The sequence below is a fragment of the Algibacillus agarilyticus genome, from assembly GCF_003286125.1.
Taxonomy (GTDB): domain Bacteria; phylum Pseudomonadota; class Gammaproteobacteria; order Enterobacterales; family Alteromonadaceae; genus Algibacillus; species Algibacillus agarilyticus.
In genome coordinates this window covers 87,473-107,500 of sequence record NZ_QMED01000018.1, presented here as the reverse complement: position 1 = coordinate 107,500, position 20,028 = coordinate 87,473, and the positions used below count along the sequence as shown (strand labels likewise).

Here is a 20,028-nt window from a genome sequence, read left to right as displayed (position 1 = left end):
TCACATCTGATGGGTATTAACCATCAAACTTTCCTCACAACTGAAAGTGCTTTACAACCCGAAAGCCTTCTTCACACACGCGGCATGGCTGCATCAGGGTTTCCCCCATTGTGCAATATTCCCCACTGCTGCCTCCCGTAGGAGTCTGGACCGTGTCTCAGTTCCAGTGTGGCTGATCATCCTCTCAGACCAGCTAGGGATCGTCGCCTTGGTGAGCCATTACCTCACCAACAAGCTAATCCCACTTGGGTTCATCCTTAGGCGAGAGCCGAAGCCCCCTTTAATCCGAAGATACTATGCAGTATTAGCCATCGTTTCCAATGGTTATCCTCCACCTTAGGGCAGATCCCCAAGCATTACTCACCCGTCCGCCGCTCGTCATCAAAGTGCAAGCACTTCATGTTACCGCTCGACTTGCATGTGTTAGGCCTGCCGCCAGCGTTCAATCTGAGCCATGATCAAACTCTTCAAAAAAAGTAAATCTGGGTCTCAATGAATTCTGATTTGCAAACAAATAAATTAATATTCGTTTTGTTTTGACCGTGTAAGTCACTCAGAGAACATTAAGTTAATTTTATATACTTAATATTTGCGAGTGCTCACACAGATAAGTAAGCTACCAAATTGTTAAAGAGCCATCTTTCGATGTTCGCTGCAAGAGTTGCCTCGTTGAGCGGGATGCGAATAATACGCTTCCTATTTTCAATGTCAACACTTTATTTTAAATTGTTTTTTAGCTTTCTAAAAAACTGTCTAAACCGTGTTTCATTCGGAGTAAGCATTTTGCATTAAAACCTTAACCCGACTGACTTAGCGGCGTTGCCTGCCTTGTCTGTGGGGGCGCATTATAGGGATTTAATCTCACCCGTCAACACTCTTTTTAAATTAAATTGCAGAAAAAACAAAAAAGGCGGAAAGAGTTCATCTTACCGCCTTTTAACGTTTGCTTTTTAATCAAATGTTATTCTTTAGTGTCGTTTTGCTTTATATCATCGTCTACATGCTCTTGATGGTCTTTCTCATGAGCCTCACCAACAATATGTGACATATTGATATTTTTCTCAGCACGGTAAGTGAGTATTGGCCCCGACAAGGCATAAAGAGCAAAAATACAAAATAGGACTAAAGCCGGTTCAGTTGCAATAACAATAAAAGCGAGCACCATAATCAAAATTGCAATGAAAGGAACTTTTGCTTTCCAATCTACTTCTTTAAATGAACTATATTTAAAGTTACTCACCATCAGTAAACCAGAGACAACCGTTATAAATGCAGCTAATATCCCAAATTGATTACCATCCAATTCATAATCAGAACCTAACCATACCATCCCTGCAACAAGCGCTGCTGCAGCTGGGCTAGCAAGTCCTTGAAAATAACGTTTATCTGCTGTTTCTAGTGTCGTATTGAAACGAGCTAATCGAAGAGCAGCCCCTGCGGTATACACAAATGCCGCTAACCACCCTGCTTTACCAAGATCAGCTAACGCCCAATTATATGAAACAATTGCAGGTGCAATTCCAAATGAGATCATGTCAGCCATACTGTCATACTCGGCTCCAAATTGGCTTTGTGTATTTGTTATCCTGGCGACCCGTCCATCTAACGCATCAAATATCATGGCAATAAAAATGGCAATAGCGGCACTTTCAAACTGATGGTTCATCGATGCAATGACAGCATAGAAACCAGAGAATAAACCAGCAGTTGTTAACACATTAGGTAAAAGATATACCCCGCGGCGTTTATTTTGCATAAATTTTTCCATTATTTTGTTATGGGATGTTTCGAGAATTTGCCACAGTCTATCGTAATATCGTTGAATGACAAATTGAAGTTTACTTTGCCACAGATAATTAATATGAATTTCTGTATAGATAAACGGTACCGCGTAATATGATGATTATGCTGTACCGTTTCTTATTTATTATTTTAATGCGCTTTAAATATTAATACCCCCTCTTGTTGATCAACAATGATCGTCGACCCTGGCAATAACTTTCCACTCAACAATGCTTGCGCGAGTTTGTTTTCAAGCTCTTGTTGAATAGCCCGCTTCAGAGGTCTTGCACCAAATACGGGATCAAATCCAACTTTAGCAATATGCTCAAGTGCAGCTTCCGTTATATTAAGTTTATATTCCTTATCCGCTAACCTTTTTTGTAATCCGATTAACTGTATTTTAGCGATTAATTTAATGTGCTCTGCATCTAGAGGATGAAATACAACAACATCATCAATGCGGTTTATAAACTCAGGTCTGAAATGATTTGCAACAACATCCATCACAGCCTTTTGAATTTCATTTTCTTGCTGTAAATTGACTTTTTCTTGAATAACATCGGATCCTAAATTTGAAGTCATAATCACAACAGTATTTTTAAAGTCCACTGTCCTGCCTTGCCCATCTGTTAATCTACCATCATCAAGTAATTGCAATAATATATTAAACACATCCGGATGCGCTTTCTCTATTTCATCAAGCAATATAACTGAATAAGGTTTACGACGAACAGCTTCCGTTAAATAACCACCTTCTTCATAACCAACATAACCAGGCGGCGCACCTAACAAACGTGCTACAGAGTGCTTCTCCATATACTCGGACATATCAATGCGAACCATGGCACTTTCTGAATCAAACATAAACCCAGCCAAGGCTTTACATAATTCGGTTTTTCCGACCCCGGTAGGACCCAAAAATAAAAATGAACCAATTGGGCGGTCAGGATCACCGAGCCCAGCTCTTGAACGACGAATAGCATTAGCAACCGCACTCACAGCTTCATTTTGGCCAATAACCTTTTTATGTAATTGCTGCTCAAGTTTCAGTAATTTATCTTTTTCGCCTTCAAGCATTTTGTTAACCGGAATGCCGGTCCAACGCGAAAGCACATCTGCAATTTCAATATCAGTCACACGATGCTTTAATAAACTCATGTCTTGCATTTCAGCTTGTACAGCTAAATCAAGTTGTCTTTCAAGCGCGGGGATCCGACCATATTGCAGCTCTGACATTCGACTTAAATCAGCAGCTCGCCTAGCGACTTCTAAATCTAGTCGAGCTTGTTCAAGTTCACTCTTGATATTTTGTGTGCCGGCTAGCGCTGCTTTTTCAGATGACCAAATTTCATCTAAAACCTTAAATTTTGATTCACTTTTATTTAGTTCAATACGAAGTGTATCTAATCTTTTACGGCTAGCGTCATCTCGCTCTTTTTCTAACGCTTGTTGCTCTAATTTTAACTGAATAATCCGACGTTCTAATTTTTCTAATTCTTCTGGTTTAGAGTCAATTTGGATCCTGATACTCGATGCAGCCTCATCAATTAAGTCAATCGCTTTATCGGGTAATTGTCTATCAGAAATATAACGATGAGACAAAGCGGCCGCGGCAACAATTGCCGGATCAGTGATCTCAACCGAATGATGTAATTCATAACGTTCTTTTAAGCCACGTAATATTGCGATCGTATCTTCAACATTCGGCTCTTCAACTAAAACCTTTTGGAAGCGTCGCTCAAGAGCGGCATCTTTTTCTATATAGGTACGATATTCGTCTAAAGTCGTCGCACCAATACAATGTAACTCACCACGGGCTAACGCCGGCTTTAACATGTTTCCAGCATCCATCGCGCCTTCGCCTTTACCTGCCGCCACCATGGTATGTAACTCATCAATAAATAAAACGACTTGCCCTTCTTCTTTTGAAAGCTCAGACAGTACTGACTTTAATCTTTCTTCAAACTCCCCTCGATATTTAGCCCCAGCGACTAACGAGCCAAAATCTAACGATAAAACACGCTTATTTTTTAAACCTTCAGGCACTTCACCATTAATGATACGTTGTGCTAAGCCTTCGGCAATAGCGGTTTTACCCACGCCAGGTTCACCAATTAACACAGGGTTATTTTTAGTTCGTCTTTGTAATACTTGAATTGTTCGGCGAATTTCATCATCGCGGCCAATAACAGGGTCTAATTTTCCTTGCTCAGCACGTTCAGTTAAATCAACCGTGTATTTTTCAAGTGCTTGTCTATTATCTTCGGCATTTTGATCATCAACTTTTTGACCATCACGAATTTTATCAATGGCTTTTTCAATCGCCTCTACCGTACCTCCTGAACGTTTTAAAATAGTGGATAAAGAACTATTACCTGAAATAGCGGCCAAGATGAAAAGCTCACTTGAAATAAATTTATCTTTACGTTTTTGCGACAACTTATCGCACATGTTAAATAAACTAATTAACTCATTTGATAACGTAACATCAGCGCCAAACCCCTCTACTTTAGGGATACGATCAATCGCTTCAGATAACTGTGAACGTAAGCCGTTAAGATTAATATCAGCTTGTTGCAACAAATTACGCACGCTACCACCATTTTGATTAAGCAACGCTGTCATTAAGTGGGTTGGCTCAATATATTGATGATCACGACCTAAGGCTAATGATTGCGCATCTGAGATGGCAACTTGAAAATGACTGGTTAATTTATCTAATCTCATAACTACACCATTGTACTCATCGGGAATATTTAAAATGCGGAATAGCATCACTTGGGTATAAAAACTAAATGGGGAATTTTTAATCTATTTCAAGGTAAGCACATCATAATTATGACGATTAAATATAAAGATTAAGACCTAATTATGCAGCCAAATTAAACTCGCCATTCTGCCCGTCACACCATCACGACGATAAGAAAAATAACGTTCAGGGTTTGAATAAGTACATTCATCGTTTTTATAAATCGATTTATGAATGCCTAATGAGTTTAATTCAAGCGTTGCAATCTGATAAACATCGGCAAAGAACTTATTTTTGCTTAATGATGAATGACCTTGAAAACAATCTTGATATTGAGACGAAAATGCATTTTTGACATCAACACCGACCTCAAATGCACAGGGGCCGATTGCGGGTCCAAGCCAAACTTGTACATGACTAGGATCGCTCTTCATACGTAATAATGTTTGTGTCATGATTTTTTGCTGTAACCCTCGCCAACCACAATGCACAGCGGCTATTTTTTTTTGCTGTTTATCGACTAATAATACCGGTAAACAATCAGCAGTCATGATACCGCAAACCAAATTAGGTTGATTTGTCCAACAAGCATCAGCATTTAACAGGTTGTCGTTGTTAATAACATCAACCGCATTAACAACGGTATTACTATGGGTTTGATTTAGCCAAGCAATACTTTTAGGGCAAGGGAGAGATAAACGATTTTTAATAACAGAAGCTTCAATATCACCTACATGTAAACCGAGATTAAAACTATCAAACGGCGAAGTACTCGCGCCTCCGGAACGATAAGTCGATAGACAAGAGACACCCTCAACACGAGGCATTGAAGGTGTAAACCAACTTGTTGGGTTAAGCTTCGTCAAGACCATGTATTTTTACATCTGCACGCAGTGCATCAATAAGCTCAACCATATCATTTGGTATCGGCGCATGGAATTGCATCCATTCACTGTCTTTTGGATGTTCAAGTTCTAAAATGGTGGCATGTAATGCTTGTCTTGGAAAAGCACGTAGCACCGTAATTAATTCTTCACTGGCGGCTTTAGGCGGTCTAGCGCGTCCGCCATAACCGATATCACCCACTAATGGATATTTAAGATTAGACATATGAACACGTATTTGGTGAGTTCGTCCGGTTTCTAAACGCAAACGCAAACGCGTATGAACACGAAAACGCTCTGCGACACGATAATGCGTAACGGCATCTTTTCCGCCATGAACAACCGCCATTAATGTGCGTTTTGTAGCATGACGGCCGATAGGTGCATGAACAACACCGCCAGCCGCTAAAGTCCCATTAATTATGGCTTCATATTCACGTGTTACTGATTTCTCTTGTAATTGAGCAACCAATGACGTTTGTGCCGGTAAATTTTTAGCGACGACCATTAAACCTGTCGTATCTTTATCTAAACGATGAACAATGCCCGCTCTGGGTACATTTTCTAAAGATGGTGCATGATGTAACAACGCATTTAATAAAGTGCCTTGTCTATTCCCAGCACCAGGGTGAACAACTAAACCAGCCGGTTTATTAATCACCAAAATGTCATCATCTTCATAAACAATATCTAAATCAATTGGCTCAGCTTTATGCGCAACCTCAACGGCGATTGTCGCATTCACTTCAATTAACTCTGTACCTAACATTTTTTCGCGTACACGGGTGACAACTTCACCATCAACCTGAACCGAACCGGCTAGAATCCATTCTTTTAAGCGTGATCTCGAATATTCAGGAAAAAGATCAGCAATGGCTTGATCAAGTCTTTTTCCCATGGCTGCATCGGTTAAATGTGCAGATAAATTTACCGCTTCGTTCATTAATACACTCTTAAAATCAAAAAAAGCTTTCGCTTACTAATTGACATATTGTACCGATTGTCGGCCCGATTAGAAATCAAACTCATGGTTTTTATACGCCGAAAAGCAGAGATATTCATTAAATAGAAACTTTTTAGCCAAATTACGGTCTATCTAGTCAATTCTCGTCGTGTAAAACAGCTCTTTGTGAATAAAACAATGCAACATTAAATTCACATGATAGAATGCTGTTCTTATAATTCAGTGTAAATATTGATTCAGTGTAGGAACGATTTTGACAGTTAAGCATACTTTATTAGCAGCAACACTTTTACTTACCGGTTTAATCGGTTGTTCTAGTTCTCCGGATGAAATCGACATTTCAGAAAAAACATCATTGCAATCCGAATATGAAAAAGCCAAAAAGAATTTAGAATCGGGCGCTTATTTCCCTGCATCTGAAATACTATCAGGTTTAGATTCTCGTTACCCTTTTGGTCCACATTCACATCAAGTTCAACTCGATTTAATTTACGTTTATTATAAAATGGGAAAATCGGCGCAAGCCATTGCCGCAATAGACCGTTTTTTACGTTTAAACCCAAATCATCAAAACCTTGATTATGTACTTTACATTCGAGGGTTAGTGAATATCCAAATGGCTCAAAATGCTTTCCAAGAAGCTTTTGGCATTGATCGTCACGACCGTGATGTTTCAACGTTACGCAGCGCATTTAATGATTTCAAACAAATTATTCAAGAATACCCAGAAAGTAAATATGTCTCAGATGCACAGCAGCGCATGGTGTACTTAAAAAACTTTATGGCAAAAACTGAAATAGCAGTTGCTGAATACTATATTGAGCGCCAGGCATTTGCAGCTGCAGCCTCTAGAGCTAAATATGTGCTTGAAACATTCCCCGATAGCGCTCAGTTACAACGCTCACTCGAAATAATGGTTCTGAGTTACGAAGAGCTTAAATTAGATGATTTAAAAGCAAATGCTGAAAAAGTGTTAGACAAAAATTTCCCTAATCGCAATAAGCTTCTATTTAACTAACCTTTCTTATATGCAGCCTCAATCTCAGAGGCTGCAATCATATTTATTCTTAGCTTAATCAGTTACAATAGTTCAGATATTTTTTATTTGGAGCTAGTTGTGGCTACACTCGGCAGTTTTAATACTTTAACCGTGATAAAATCGGTTGAATTCGGCTTTTATTTAGATGGCCAAGACCTCGGCGATATTTTATTACCCAATAGATACGCACCTAAAGATTTACAAGTTGATGATCAGCTTGATGTCTTTATCTTTCTTGATTCAGAAGATCGATTAATTGCAACCACACAAAGACCTAGAGCAGCAGTAGGCGAATTTGCTTTTTTAAATTGTGTTGATGTCAATTCAGTTGGTGCATTTTTAGACTGGGGCTTACCTAAAGATCTCATGGTTCCTTTTAGTGAACAACGACAAAAAATGCAGCCGAATAATGGCTATGTTGTTTTTGTTTATATCGACAAGGTTGATCAGCGTATTACCGCCACGGCTAAAGTAAATAAGCATTTAGCTGAATCTGGTGTTGGCTTACAAAGTGGTGCCGAAGCCAAGCTACTTGTCGCTGAAAAAACAGATTTAGGTTACAAATGCATCGTAAACAACCACTGTTGGGGCATGATTTTTGATAACGACTTAAACGGCGAACAGCTTAAATTAGGCAAGCGTATAAAAGGCTTTATACAACGGGTTAGACCCGATGGAAAAGTCGATTTAAGTTTGAGAAAACAAGGCTACGAAACCTTAGGCCCGCTTGCAGAAAAAATATTACAGGCGTTAAGTGAAAATAAAGGTTACATGGCGATCTCAGATAAGAGCTCACCAGACGTCATTCGTAGTCTATTTAAGTGCAGTAAACGTGAATTTAAAATGGCGATAGGTTCACTCTATAAATCTAAAAAAATAGAACTCGATAAAACATTTATTCGTTTACTGTAAATAAATTCACCGGTAATAAAATGATAAATCGAGTGCCCTGTGTCGGTTCACTAGCGCACTCGATCGTTCCTTTAAGTCGCTGAGTTATCAAGTTATAAACAATATTAAGCCCTAAACCCGACCCACCTTGTCCACGTTTTGTTGTGTAAAATGGGTCAAACACTTTAGTCAAGTGCGCCGCCGGTATACCGCCCCCATCATCCTGATAAATTATTTTTAGCTGCTTGCCATTGTTTTCTAAAGTAAAATCGATATTTATTGAATGCGATTGGTTCTGTTCAAATCCATGATGTAATGAGTTGACGATGAAATTTGTAAATATTTGAGCAAAAGCACCTGGATAATTATCTAGGATGAGATCCTCGTCCCCTTTTATCGTCACGTCGACTTGATAAGTTTTAATTTTAGGTTGCAAGCTACCACAAATTTCATTTATGTAGTTGTAAAGGTTAAATGAACGACGATTTTCGTTTGTTTGATCAACCGCAACTTCTTTAAAATTTTGAATTAAATCAGCCGCACGCGTTAAATTATTATAAATAAGATCACTGCACTCTCGGCTAATTTGCATATATTTACGCATACCATTTTTAGTTAAAGCGCCTGCATCAAATTGTGTTTCTAGCTGATCCATTCTTTCGATCAATGAGGTAGCAGCCGTGACCGCAATACCCACTGGCGTATTAATTTCATGTGCGACTCCAGCAACTAATTGCCCTAGTTGTGACATTTTTTCAGCTTCGACTAATTGTGTTTGCATATTCTTAAGCTGTTCATTAGTTGAATAAAGTTCATCAAATGCATCTTGTAACTCTTCAGTACGGGTATCGACTCGATGTTCTAATTCTTGCTGTTCAATTTGAATGCGCTCAGCCATTTGTGCTAGCACTTGCAATATTTGATTAAACTCAGTAAAGAACAAGTCTATATTGTCAGGTGGCTGATTTCCCTTAGCATATTGCGTGACGACTTTATCTAAAACATCTAAAGGCTTTAGCAACTGTCTTACAACAACAAAACTAATAATTAAAATAAGACAAATAATCGTCAACGTTATGACTTTAAAATTAGCCACAATATCAAGTACAGGCTGCATAGCTAAGGTCCGATCACGATCAACTAAAGCCGAAATTTTTAAATCAGCCGTGTTAGTTAATAATGGTAATTCAACATGGGCTTTTACCATTTGCTTATCGACATTCAAACTTGTCGCAATAAGCGGGCTATTATTAAAACTAAGCTGGCGCAAATGACTATTATCGAGCTGCTCTTGCCAATAATAATGTAAATTATCAATTAATGTATACGCCACTAAATATCCCGTGTGAGTCGTTGCAAAATTACTTTCATTGGCATCACTAAAAACTAAAGGGATAACAAAAATCAACGCACTGCTGCTACGCAAATCCATATTATTTAAATGACGACCTTTTGCATAAATCTCATCAACTAAAGCGCCATTATTAAGTATACGGGCAGTTAAGTTAGGCACAGCAGTATCATTATTTTGCTGGAAGTCCTGAAATATATTATAGGCTGATAAATTAATGAGTTCTGCAGAACGAGGGGCCGCTTCTGCAATCCATCCTTCTTGATCAATTAACATAACCGTATTAAGTAAAGAATGACGCGCTAAAAGGCTATCTAGCTTCACACGCGCTTTTTGACCAAACACCCCCGAATACGCAGCTAATAATATATCGGTATCAAGTGCATTTTGTTTAAGCTGATCCGTTAACAGGCGTAGCTCAAATGCCATTTTTTCTGTAGCATGTTCCGCATGTAAGGTTAATTTTTGTTTTTGCTCATCAAACTGTATTTCTTGGAACTGCTTAATAAGGTAAGTTGCAACAAATAAACTGGGCAATAAAGCGATACCTAAAGTCCATACCAATAACGTTGTTCGAATGCTTTTAACCGATAATTTAATCATCTTTTAAAGCATCCTGTAACACACGCTGCTCACGCTCTACACGCTGCTGCATATAATGAGCTGCACTTTCGGCATTAAGATGATCACTCATATACAAATAAAACCCTTTATACATTCCACTCCATAGGGCGGCAAACGAAGTACTCGCTGGCATGGTTTTACTTTGCAAAAATAGATTATATAAAAGACTGAAATCAGATTCATTTTTAGCCATCAATCCATTTATAACGTGTTGGTTTATCGGAAAAGTACCAGATAACTGATACAACAATTTTTGATATTTTTCTTGTTGCACAAATTTAGTAAACGCAATTAATGCTTCACGTTTTAAGCCTTGTAAGGAATTATTCGGAAATGATAAAACAAAATTAGCTCGCATGGACTGTACCGGAATTCCTTCAATAGCAGGAATAGCTTGTAAACCCAAATCATCCCCCAATGCATTTTTTGCATCTCGGTAAGCCCAAGCACCATTGATGGCATAAGCCACTTTGCTTGCATAAAAATCTCGACTCACGCATGCATATGTACAGTTTACCGATGTGACCTTTTGTTCTGATAATCTACGATAAAACTGTAAAGCTTTGATTATCGATTGATTATCTAAAGCCACATTATCATCTTTATCTAACACGCCTCCGTAAGCACTAACAAAAGGCATAAACCAATACATTTCGTGAAAATTGAGGCCTAATGGCATAATTTTTTTAGCCGTCAATTTATCTTTTAATATAAATAAATCATGCCAAGAATCTAACTTTTTATTCGTTAGCTTTTTGTTATACATCATAATTAAGTGGTTACCTTGAGCAAATGGTATACCCCTAAGTTGATCATCGAAATAGGAATCACTAATTGCCGTTTTTGGCACTGCATTATGAATGAGCTCAAGATCAACAGCAGAAAAATGCATAACCGAATGAAACCCTAGCCAATCAGATGGCATAAAAACAACATCAGGGTAACGCTCACCAAAACGTGTTTTAATAATCGCCTGTTTCATTTCTTCATGATTCAAATGCAACGTTTTTAAAATATAATCCTCATTCAACTGATTAAAATCCGTTTCGAGTTTATGCCAAAATGGGATATTTTCAGACAAGCTATGCCACAATTCAATCTGCGTTTTGGCATGACTGCAGAATGAACTTAAGCCCCAAATACCAATAATGTAGAACACACGTCTAAAGTGCTTTATCATATTAATCACTTAACTGCTGATTTAAGTGTAACGCTTTGCTGTGCTCTCTCTTTATTTGATCTTCAATATAAAGAACAGCATCAGATGCCGTTAATAAACCATCTATAAAAAAATGTAACCCCTTTGCAAATGCAGGCCACATACTCACCGTTGCAAGGTTTGGTGGTAAATTAAGGCTGCGGTTATACTCATTTAAAATAAGCTTAAACTCCGGTTCGGCTTCAGCAAAAAGCGTTTCAATCACACTTTGGTGTATAGGTATGCAACCAATATCCCGATATAATTGCTTTTGAACTTGCTCACTTTGTAAAAAAAGCGCAAACGTTTTAAGTATCTCTTTTTTTTCTGAATGTATAGCTTGCTGAGGAAATGCCAGAACAACAGCTGAACGCATCGACTGAAGCTGCTTGTCAGCGACCCAAGGCAACACGGCAACCCCTAATTTTTTACCTAGCACAGATTCATGTTTGCGATAAGCCCATAATCCATCAATCAAATAAGGTGTTTTCTCATGATGAAAGCGCTTCATAATGCAATTAAGATCACACTCACTACTGATCATACCAGCATCAAATAACTGTTTATAAATCATGATCGATTGAGCTAAGGCGGCCCTATTGACCTTCACCTTGTCATTGATGATAGGAAAACCATTAAATGCATTAACCACACTAATAAACCAATACATTTGATTATCCCAAAATACGATAGGCGGTTGTTGTTCAAGATCTTTGTCTATTGTAGTGATCAACGTTTCAAACGATGTAAACGGTTTCTCAACTAATGTTTGGTTGTAATACATTAGCAAGTGGTTCCCAATATAAATAGGGATAGCGAATTGATAATTGTTATGTTGAATTAAATTATCAAATGGCGAGTAAAAATGTGGTGTTCGATAATTAAGTGGAACGGGTGATAAATCGAGCATTTCGGTGTACCCCAGTAAATCACTCGAAATTAATATAGCATCAGGCGTACTTTGGTTAATTGAAGACTCTATCAGTTTATTTTTAAGCTCTTCAACGGGGTATTTACTGACCGTAATATCCACATTGGGATGAATAATCTGAAATTTTTTAGCCGCCCAATTCAACGTCGAATGCGCATCAATTGCATTGTGCCATAACGTTAATGATACATTACTTGAATAAACAGAGGGATTGAAAATCAGAAAGCCAATAAAAATAATGACGCGTCTCAAAAATCGAATCAGCATATTTAGCGATCAACCTACTGGCACTGTATTTACAATTTATCAGATAACAATGGATAAGTTTAATCATGAAGATAACAAGCGGAAAACAAGTCAACTAAACCAATATATTGCTAAGTATGATAAGTAAGTCACTAAATTGAGGTAACAAATAGCTTAAACAAAGAATAGGATTGAAAATAAGATAAATCAAAGTTTGGAAGTTAAATAGGGACAAGCTTAAAGCGGATAAGAGAATGGCGTCCCATACGAGATTCGAACTCGTGTTACCGCCGTGAAAGGGCGGTGTCCTAGGCCTCTAGACGAATGGGACGTCAGGTAAAACTATATATCTACAAAACCTGAGGCATAGGTTAAGTAAAATTGGCGTCCCATACGAGATTCGAACTCGTGTTACCGCCGTGAAAGGGCGGTGTCCTAGGCCTCTAGACGAATGGGACGTCAGGTAAAACTATATCTACAAAACCTGAGGCATAGGTTAAGTAAAATTGGCGTCCCATACGAGATTCGAACTCGTGTTACCGCCGTGAAAGGGCGGTGTCCTAGGCCTCTAGACGAATGGGACGTCAGGTAAAACTATATATCTACAAAACCTGAGGCATAGGCTAAGTAAAATTGGCGTCCCATACGAGATTCGAACTCGTGTTACCGCCGTGAAAGGGCGGTGTCCTAGGCCTCTAGACGAATGGGACGTCAAGTGAAACGGTAAAACCATACTAGTAAATAGGCCAAATACTAGTACTTATGTTTGGTGGAGCTAAACGGGATCGAACCGTTGACCTCTTCGCTGCCAGCGAAGCGCTCTCCCAGCTGAGCTATAGCCCCAAACAAAACTAAATGCGATTTAGTAAAGCTGAATGCTCCCCTACAACGCGGGGCGCATTCTATGCAGACAGCTCTCGCAAGTCAACATTTTTTTATGAATTTTTCATAAGTTTTTTAAGATGCTGCTCTTTGTTCAATAAACGCCAAAGCTTGGTCTATTCTTTGTACAGTTTTAGTTTTACCAATCAGTGCAAGTGTAATATCAAGTGCAGGTGAATTTCCGGCACCGGTCGTAGCAACACGTAATGGCATCCCCACTTTCCCCATCCCTAAACCTAATGACTCTGCTGTTTCATTAATCGCAGCATGAATCGTTTCAGGTTGCCAATCAGCCAGCGCTTCTAATTTTGTTTTTACCACGTCTAATGCTTCTTTAGCCACAGGGCGTAAATGTTTTTTAGCGGCTTTAGCATCAAACTCAGCAAAATCTTCATAAAAATAGCGTGATATCTCAACCAACTCTTTTAATGTTTTAACACGATCAGCTTGCGCTTGAATCACATCTTCAATAGCAGGCCCCGTTGAGATATCTAGCTTTTGCTCATTAAGGTGCCAAGCTAAATGACTCGCCACTTCACTAACAGGTGATGTTTTAATATAGTGTTGATTTAACCACACTAATTTTTCGGTATTAAAAGCAGAAGCTGCTTTATTGATACCATCTAGTGTAAAGTGCTCTTTCATTTCTGCTAAAGAAAATATTTCTTGATCGCCATGCGACCAACCTAAACGAACGAGATAATTTAATAACGCTTGCGGTAAGTAACCATCATCACGATATTGCATCACACTCACCGCACCATGGCGCTTAGATAACTTGGCTCCGTCATCCCCTAAAATCATAGAGACATGTGCATATTCTGGTTCAGGTGCATTTAACGCTCTTAAAATGTTAATTTGACGCGGAGTGTTATTAATATGATCTTCACCTCGAACAACATGAGTGATCCCCATATCCCAATCATCAACCACGACACAGAAATTATAAGTAGGGCTACCGTCAGAACGTAAGATAATTAAATCATCTAATTCTTGGTTAGCGACTTCAATCGTGCCACGAATATGGTCAGTAAAGGTAACACTGCCCTCTTGTGGTGTTCTAAAGCGAATAACAAACGGTTCACTTTCTGGGTAATCAGTACGGTCACGCCACACTCCCGTATAACGAGGCTTTTCACCTGCTGCCATTTGCTTTTCGCGCATCGCATCAAGTTCTTCAGGCTTACAATAACAACGATATGCCTTGCCTTCATCGATTAGCTGTTGGATCAAATCTTTATAACGGTCAAAACGTTTTGTTTGATAATATGGACCTTCAGACCATTTAAGTCCTAACCATTCCATCCCTTCAATAATTGCATCAATTGCTTCTTGTGTTGAACGTTCTATATCCGTGTCTTCAATCCGTAGAACAAACTCACCTTCGTTTCCTTGTGAATATAACCATGAATATAAAGCAGTACGAGCGCCACCAACATGTAAAAAGCCGGTTGGGCTTGGAGCAAATCGAGTTTTAATCGCCATTAAAAAACCTTAACAAAAAATAAGATGAAGTATTCATTCTATTTATAAGCACAGCGCTAATAAAATGAATGCCTGTTTATACCCTGTATTGTAACAAGCTGCTCGCCATTTGCGAAACAGCATTTTCATCCCATCACACTTTAAACATAAATCACTCACTGAAAACCAATTAATAACATGACAATATAATCATCCCACGCAAATCAATTAACATTTTTATTACATACGTATGCATAGACCAAACACTTGCTAATTAGCATATAGTACCGATACTTTTAAAAGTTAAGACTATTTTATGTTGGAAAAATGTATATGAATGAAATGCAACGCAAACTCAATAAGCCTTTTTATATGTTGCTTAGCCTCCCCTCCACTGCAATGGGATTTGCACTTTCAATACAAATAGCAGCGCTAAGTTGGTTATTAAGCACACAGCATAATTTAGATATCCACCAAATTGGTATTGTTTGGGCTGCGGGTCCAATAGCTGGCATTTTAGGCCAAGTTATTATCGGTTTTATTAGTGATAAAGTTTGGTTTTGGAATGGTCGTAGGCGCCCTTTTATACTCATAGGCGGCTTTTTAGCAGCGATGTCGTTGTTAGCCTTACCCAATATTGGCGTAATCTCTGATTCACTGGGTTTTGAAAGTGTCATGATTGTCGCCATCGCGGTAGCGCTGTCACTTGACCTTTCAATCAATGTGAGTTTTAACCCTACTCGCTCAATCATTGCCGATGTAACTGAAGAAGGTAAAGCGAGAACTCAAGGCTACACTTGGATGCAAACTATCTCGGGTACTTTTGGCATGCTTGCTTATGCTATCGGCTTTTTCTGGGATAATATTGCACTCATTTATGTTGGGGTATTTTTAGTACTCGCTTTTTCATTAATTCCGCCCTTTTTTATTGAAGAGCCTCGCGAGTTGGAACTCGCCGGAGAAAATGATTTAAAGCCTAAAGAAAAGTTTTCGTTTTTAACGTTACTAAATGATATTAAACCACTTTGGGGGTTTTTAGGTTATTCAGTTTATGCGTCTTACTTGCATTTATCGGGTGTTGAAGTCGAAAGCCACATAGGTGAATTGATTGCATTTGTCATCACACTGTTCTTTGTATTTGACACATTAGCGACTCGCGAAGAAGGACGTCCGGCAGCAGAAGCGGATCACATTGGTTTTAAAAAAATACTCGCCGCTCACTCATTCAGTTGGATAGGTGTACAAACCATGTTTGTTTTTACCTATGCCTTCTTACAAGACAAAATGCCAATGCTCGACTTACTGCCAGCTGAAATTAGTAACTCAAATGACCCTAAAGCCATTAAAGAAGCAACCGATAATATATTAGGCGACATTATCAACTTGAGTTTTTTACTGCTTAATTTAGTGGGTGCCTTACTGCCTGCTTTAGTTTTAGGGCCGTTAGCCAATAAAATTGGCCGAATTAAGACGCATAGTTACGCACTCATAATTATGGCTCTCGCTTATGGCATTATTGGCTTTATGGGTACATCTCCTACCATAGTCTATGTATTAATGGCGGTTGCCGGTATTGGTTGGGCGTCCATTATCAGTTTACCTTTTGCGATCATGTCTGAACGTGTAGAGCAAGGTAAAATGGGTCTTTATATGGGGTTATTCAACTTATCCGTTGTCTTACCGCAATTAGTGGTTAGCTTAGGCATCAGTCTATTTTTAAACCGTATTGAAGATAAAAGCATGATATTCATCGTTTGTGCTGTATCACTCGCAATTTCTGCAATCGCTTGGCTCGTCATTAAAGAAGTACCTCATGGCAAACCCGAACCAGAAAACTTAGCGATTGGTGATAATCACTAGGGCGTGTTTATCTTTGTCGTATAGATTTTGTTTAACTCCAAAGGGCAGCGCATTTGCACTATTTCTACTATGTTGCCCCACATGGATGTGGGGTAAGGTGACTTTGCAGGAGCATAAAGTCTTTATCGCTCTTTTATGTAGAATTACTACACCGCAATCGCTCTGCCTTGTATAAATCGTGCAAATACTGCTGCAAAAGCATACACAAAAGATAAACACGCCCTAGCCTAATACTAAAACGAGGACGGAACCACACGCTTCACCCTCAGAGCCTAACTTAATATACCCCATCCATGTATTAAGTTAGGCTCTATTTTTACAAAAAAACAAGTAAAATCAACGCCTGCCCATTATTCGAGTTTAAGTATATAATTAAGTTATTGTTTAAATTTATTCACTATCTATGCTGCAAACTGAGTTATTTGAAATCGACGATGTTGAAAGTCCGTGTGTGGGAACCTGCCAATCTGGCCCTAGGGGTTACTGCAGCGGTTGTTTACGTAGCCGTGAAGAACGCTTTTATTGGAAAGATTTAAACCAAGTCCAAAAAATCAAAGTGATTAGTTTATGTGCAATGCGTAAAAAAAAGCTGCTTAGCCGTAAAGCTAAACAGCAAGAAGATGAATTGCTAAAAGAAATTAAACAACAAACCCAATTATCTTTTTTTAACGATTAATAAAACACGGTAACTTATTAACCTTGCTCTGGTTTTGTTTCTTTTGTCAAAGCTGATAATAAGGATTTACGAATACGATTTAAATTCATTTGCTGATGCTGCGAGTCAATCAGAGCAAAAGGCCTAATAGCATGCACGGTTCTTATGCCTATACGAGCCGTTAATAACCCAGCCCCCAAACCTTGAGCCACTCTAAAACTTAATTTACCTAATAACTCTACACTCAATGCATCAGATGCTAAATCCGACACGAGCTCAGCAGAGGCAATAACACTCGCATTCACCATAATATGCTTTAACAACTTTAAACGACTTAAGTAACCAAACTTAACCCCGTATAATTTAGCGATTGCATCCATTAATTTAATTTGTTTATACGCGCTAGCGCATAAATCAAGTAAGGCAAACGGGCTAATAGCCGCAACAACAGCAACTTCAATAGACGTTTTAGCGATCATTTTTTCTGCTTGTGCATCTAAAGAGGCAATAACCGTTTGATTATAAAGCTGAACGACATCTTGAGCATGTTGGCAATGGGTTAATTGCTGCAAAAAGGTATCACTACTGGCCAGTAAAGAGCCTTCATCAAGACTTTTTAAATGGCGCTTACATAACTGGATACATTCATCTCGATCAGCATACTCAAAATCTAAAGCGATAGATTGTAAGGCACTTTGTTTTTTCAAACTTTTTAACGCACGCAGTTCAGTTATAACCAATCGCGATAAACCAAACAACAATCCAAACATTAACAGTGAATACAAACCAACCAAAATAGGTTGTTCAGTAAATTGGGTTAATAAAAAAGAGCCCCACTCATAAATAACAATACACAGCACATTAAAAAACAAAAAACTCCATATATTTACGAGCTTATAAGGCTTTAACCAATTAGGTTTAACCGCTATTTTTTCATCATCTACATCAACACGTTTAACATTATCTGTTTGATCAAATGATTTTGCTGGCGCTAATGAAGAGACATGAGCACCGTTATCATGCTCGTGAGAATGTACATCTGTCGAAAATGTCTTTTGGCTAGCTAATTTAGTCTTCATTGCATTTTGTCTCCAAAAAGAAACTCACACACTTTATCCATTGCTATATGTGGAAAAGGGGCATCTTCATTTAACAATAAAGGGGGAGAAAACGATTTAAAATTAAATTGATTATCGGACCACACGCTCGAGTGATTTATAACCGCTGGCACTTCACCAGGGAAAAAACATAAAGGCGTTTGGGTGTGTAACTCTATTGCATTTAGCACTGACCACTGCTGGCCTTCATGCATTATTTTTTCAGCTTTGCTCGCCGCAATTGAAGCAATCGCTAAATAATGCGTATCGACATGGCTATATTTTAAATGCTCTTCAGATTTTATGGCTAATGTTTTAAGCAAACTGACCGCATTTTGCCGCTGTTCAGGTGTGATATGATCGGCTTTAGTGACCGCGAATAACACTTTATCAATTTTTGGCGATATAATATGGCTCAACCAATTTTGCTTACCATACTCAAAGCTTTCTGATAACGCCGCTAAGGTAAATTTTAAATCTTGATATTTTTCATCACCACCGTTTAATGCTTTTAGCACATCAACCAAAACAACTTGCCTATCAAAATCATTAAAATAACGGTGATAAAACGGCGTTACTATTTCTTTTACATAAAATTCAAACCGACTTTTATTTAAGCTAAACAATACATCATCAGTTTCGTCTGCTTTACGGTTATTAACGAATTCGCTCGATATCGGTACAAAATGTAAAGCGGGTTTTCCTTGCCATTCAGCAGGTAAAACAAAACGACCGGGCTGCACATAACTGTAACTTTCATTCGCTATTTTATGCAAAAACTCAGTGTAAATAGCTGCGAGTTTTTCTAATACCAATTCATCAGCCGGCGCATGCCAGTCTTGATTTTCGCACGCTTGTTTAAAAGCATAAAAATCAGTATGCGAACGATAACGCTGCCAAATAGAATCTGACCATTGCTGATAATCGTATTTCAACATGGGCAAATCAAGCAACCATTCACCAGGGTAATCCGTAATATTAATTCTTAGATTAAGCGCATCGGTTAATAACGATTTTAATTTGTGTTCGGGTTTAAATTTAAGCGTTAACGAAAGTGAACTAATCCCTTTAGTGCTTTTCGGCCAAACGGGTGCTTCAGCCGTTAAACAAGCCATTGCATCATCTAAACGAAAACGAGCAGTATGATTGTCATCATGTAAATTTCGCTTACAGCCGATAATACGTTCAGCCTCAGCTGCTTGCCAAAAAGGGTAAGCGGCCGTTTGGCTCGCAAACCGCACATGTTGTGTCAACGCGCTGATAAATGCGGTTTTTCCAGCGCCACTTAATCCTGTAACCGCTAAATTAATATCAAGATCTAATACACGTCTGCTTACTTGTTTAGCGTCTTCACTAAACTGGAGCCACTTTTTATTTACCTGCGCTTTTATATCCATAACGTTTTATATCT

The 20,028-nt window shown here is 38.5% G+C and carries 14 protein-coding genes, 5 tRNA genes and 1 rRNA gene (1 of these 20 running past the window's edge); 4 read left to right on the top strand and 16 right to left on the bottom strand.

The window, feature by feature from the left end:
* The 5 genes from DPX34_RS14410 to rluD all read right to left on the bottom strand — a co-directional run.
* Positions 1–474: ribosomal RNA gene (locus tag DPX34_RS14410) — 16S ribosomal RNA — on the bottom strand (it extends 1,056 nt beyond the left edge of the window).
* A 487-nt stretch (positions 475–961) separates the two neighbouring features.
* Positions 962–1,756 carry a CDP-diacylglycerol--serine O-phosphatidyltransferase gene (gene pssA / locus DPX34_RS14405; RefSeq protein ID WP_111979145.1) on the bottom strand — a complete coding sequence of 265 codons (795 nt, stop codon included), beginning with the start codon at positions 1,754–1,756 and terminating at the stop codon, positions 962–964.
* 176 nt (positions 1,757–1,932) lie between these two features.
* A complete protein-coding gene (gene clpB / locus DPX34_RS14400) occupies positions 1,933–4,509 on the bottom strand; it encodes an ATP-dependent chaperone ClpB (protein WP_111979144.1) in 2,577 nt (858 codons plus the stop codon).
* A 138-nt stretch (positions 4,510–4,647) separates the two neighbouring features.
* Positions 4,648–5,358: a peptidoglycan editing factor PgeF gene (pgeF, locus tag DPX34_RS14395; RefSeq protein ID WP_111979143.1), complete on the bottom strand. Its 711-nt coding sequence runs from the start codon at positions 5,356–5,358 to the stop codon at positions 4,648–4,650.
* Positions 5,359–5,383: 25 nt separating this feature from the next.
* Positions 5,384–6,358: a 23S rRNA pseudouridine(1911/1915/1917) synthase RluD gene (gene rluD / locus DPX34_RS14390; protein WP_111979142.1), complete on the bottom strand. Its 975-nt coding sequence runs from the start codon at positions 6,356–6,358 to the stop codon at positions 5,384–5,386.
* A 274-nt stretch (positions 6,359–6,632) separates the two neighbouring features.
* Here rluD and DPX34_RS14385 point away from each other — a divergent pair, with 274 nt between their 5' ends.
* Both DPX34_RS14385 and DPX34_RS14380 read left to right on the top strand, forming a co-directional pair.
* Positions 6,633–7,397, top strand: coding sequence for an outer membrane protein assembly factor BamD (locus tag DPX34_RS14385; protein WP_111979141.1), 765 nt, complete (start codon positions 6,633–6,635; stop codon positions 7,395–7,397).
* Positions 7,398–7,496: 99 nt separating this feature from the next.
* Positions 7,497–8,330, top strand: coding sequence for a CvfB family protein (locus DPX34_RS14380; RefSeq protein ID WP_111979140.1), 834 nt, complete (start codon positions 7,497–7,499; stop codon positions 8,328–8,330).
* On the opposite strand, the gene DPX34_RS14375 is transcribed toward DPX34_RS14380, so the two are convergent.
* The 9 genes from DPX34_RS14375 to gltX form a co-directional block, all read right to left on the bottom strand.
* Positions 8,314–10,263: a sensor histidine kinase gene (locus DPX34_RS14375; protein ID WP_111979139.1), complete on the bottom strand. Its 1,950-nt coding sequence runs from the start codon at positions 10,261–10,263 to the stop codon at positions 8,314–8,316. The genes DPX34_RS14380 and DPX34_RS14375 overlap by 17 nt on opposite strands.
* Positions 10,256–11,464: a sugar ABC transporter substrate-binding protein gene (locus tag DPX34_RS14370; protein WP_111979138.1), complete on the bottom strand. Its 1,209-nt coding sequence runs from the start codon at positions 11,462–11,464 to the stop codon at positions 10,256–10,258. Before DPX34_RS14370 ends, DPX34_RS14375 begins: the two co-directional genes overlap by 8 nt.
* Position 11,465: 1 nt before the next feature.
* The gene (locus tag DPX34_RS14365) at positions 11,466–12,680 is read right to left on the bottom strand and encodes a sugar ABC transporter substrate-binding protein (protein WP_111979137.1); all 1,215 of its coding nucleotides are present in this window, start codon (positions 12,678–12,680) and stop codon (positions 11,466–11,468) included.
* 234 nt (positions 12,681–12,914) lie between these two features.
* A tRNA-Glu gene (locus tag DPX34_RS14360) sits at positions 12,915–12,990 on the bottom strand.
* Between the two features lie 51 nt (positions 12,991–13,041).
* Positions 13,042–13,117, bottom strand: a tRNA-Glu gene (locus tag DPX34_RS14355).
* Between the two features lie 49 nt (positions 13,118–13,166).
* A tRNA-Glu gene (locus tag DPX34_RS14350) sits at positions 13,167–13,242 on the bottom strand.
* Between the two features lie 51 nt (positions 13,243–13,293).
* Positions 13,294–13,369: transfer RNA gene (locus DPX34_RS14345), tRNA-Glu, on the bottom strand.
* Positions 13,370–13,426: 57 nt separating this feature from the next.
* Positions 13,427–13,502: transfer RNA gene (locus tag DPX34_RS14340), tRNA-Ala, on the bottom strand.
* Positions 13,503–13,616: 114 nt separating this feature from the next.
* Positions 13,617–15,026: a glutamate--tRNA ligase gene (gene gltX, locus DPX34_RS14335; protein WP_111979136.1), complete on the bottom strand. Its 1,410-nt coding sequence runs from the start codon at positions 15,024–15,026 to the stop codon at positions 13,617–13,619.
* A gap of 312 nt (positions 15,027–15,338) precedes the next feature.
* On the opposite strand from gltX, the gene DPX34_RS14330 reads away from it, so the two are divergent.
* Both DPX34_RS14330 and DPX34_RS14325 read left to right on the top strand, forming a co-directional pair.
* Positions 15,339–16,865, top strand: coding sequence for an MFS transporter (locus DPX34_RS14330; RefSeq protein ID WP_198673712.1), 1,527 nt, complete (start codon positions 15,339–15,341; stop codon positions 16,863–16,865).
* A 403-nt stretch (positions 16,866–17,268) separates the two neighbouring features.
* Complete coding sequence (locus DPX34_RS14325; RefSeq protein WP_111979135.1) at positions 17,269–17,541, top strand: DUF1289 domain-containing protein; 273 nt, start codon at positions 17,269–17,271, stop codon at positions 17,539–17,541.
* A gap of 17 nt (positions 17,542–17,558) precedes the next feature.
* Here the strand turns inward: DPX34_RS14325 and DPX34_RS14320 are convergent, their stop codons facing one another.
* Positions 17,559–18,599 carry a TIGR01620 family protein gene (locus tag DPX34_RS14320; RefSeq protein WP_111979134.1) on the bottom strand — a complete coding sequence of 347 codons (1,041 nt, stop codon included), beginning with the start codon at positions 18,597–18,599 and terminating at the stop codon, positions 17,559–17,561.
* Positions 18,596–20,014: a YcjX family GTP-binding protein gene (locus DPX34_RS14315; RefSeq protein WP_111979133.1), complete on the bottom strand. Its 1,419-nt coding sequence runs from the start codon at positions 20,012–20,014 to the stop codon at positions 18,596–18,598. Before DPX34_RS14315 ends, DPX34_RS14320 begins: the two co-directional genes overlap by 4 nt.
* Between the last annotated feature and the right edge of the window lie 14 nt (positions 20,015–20,028).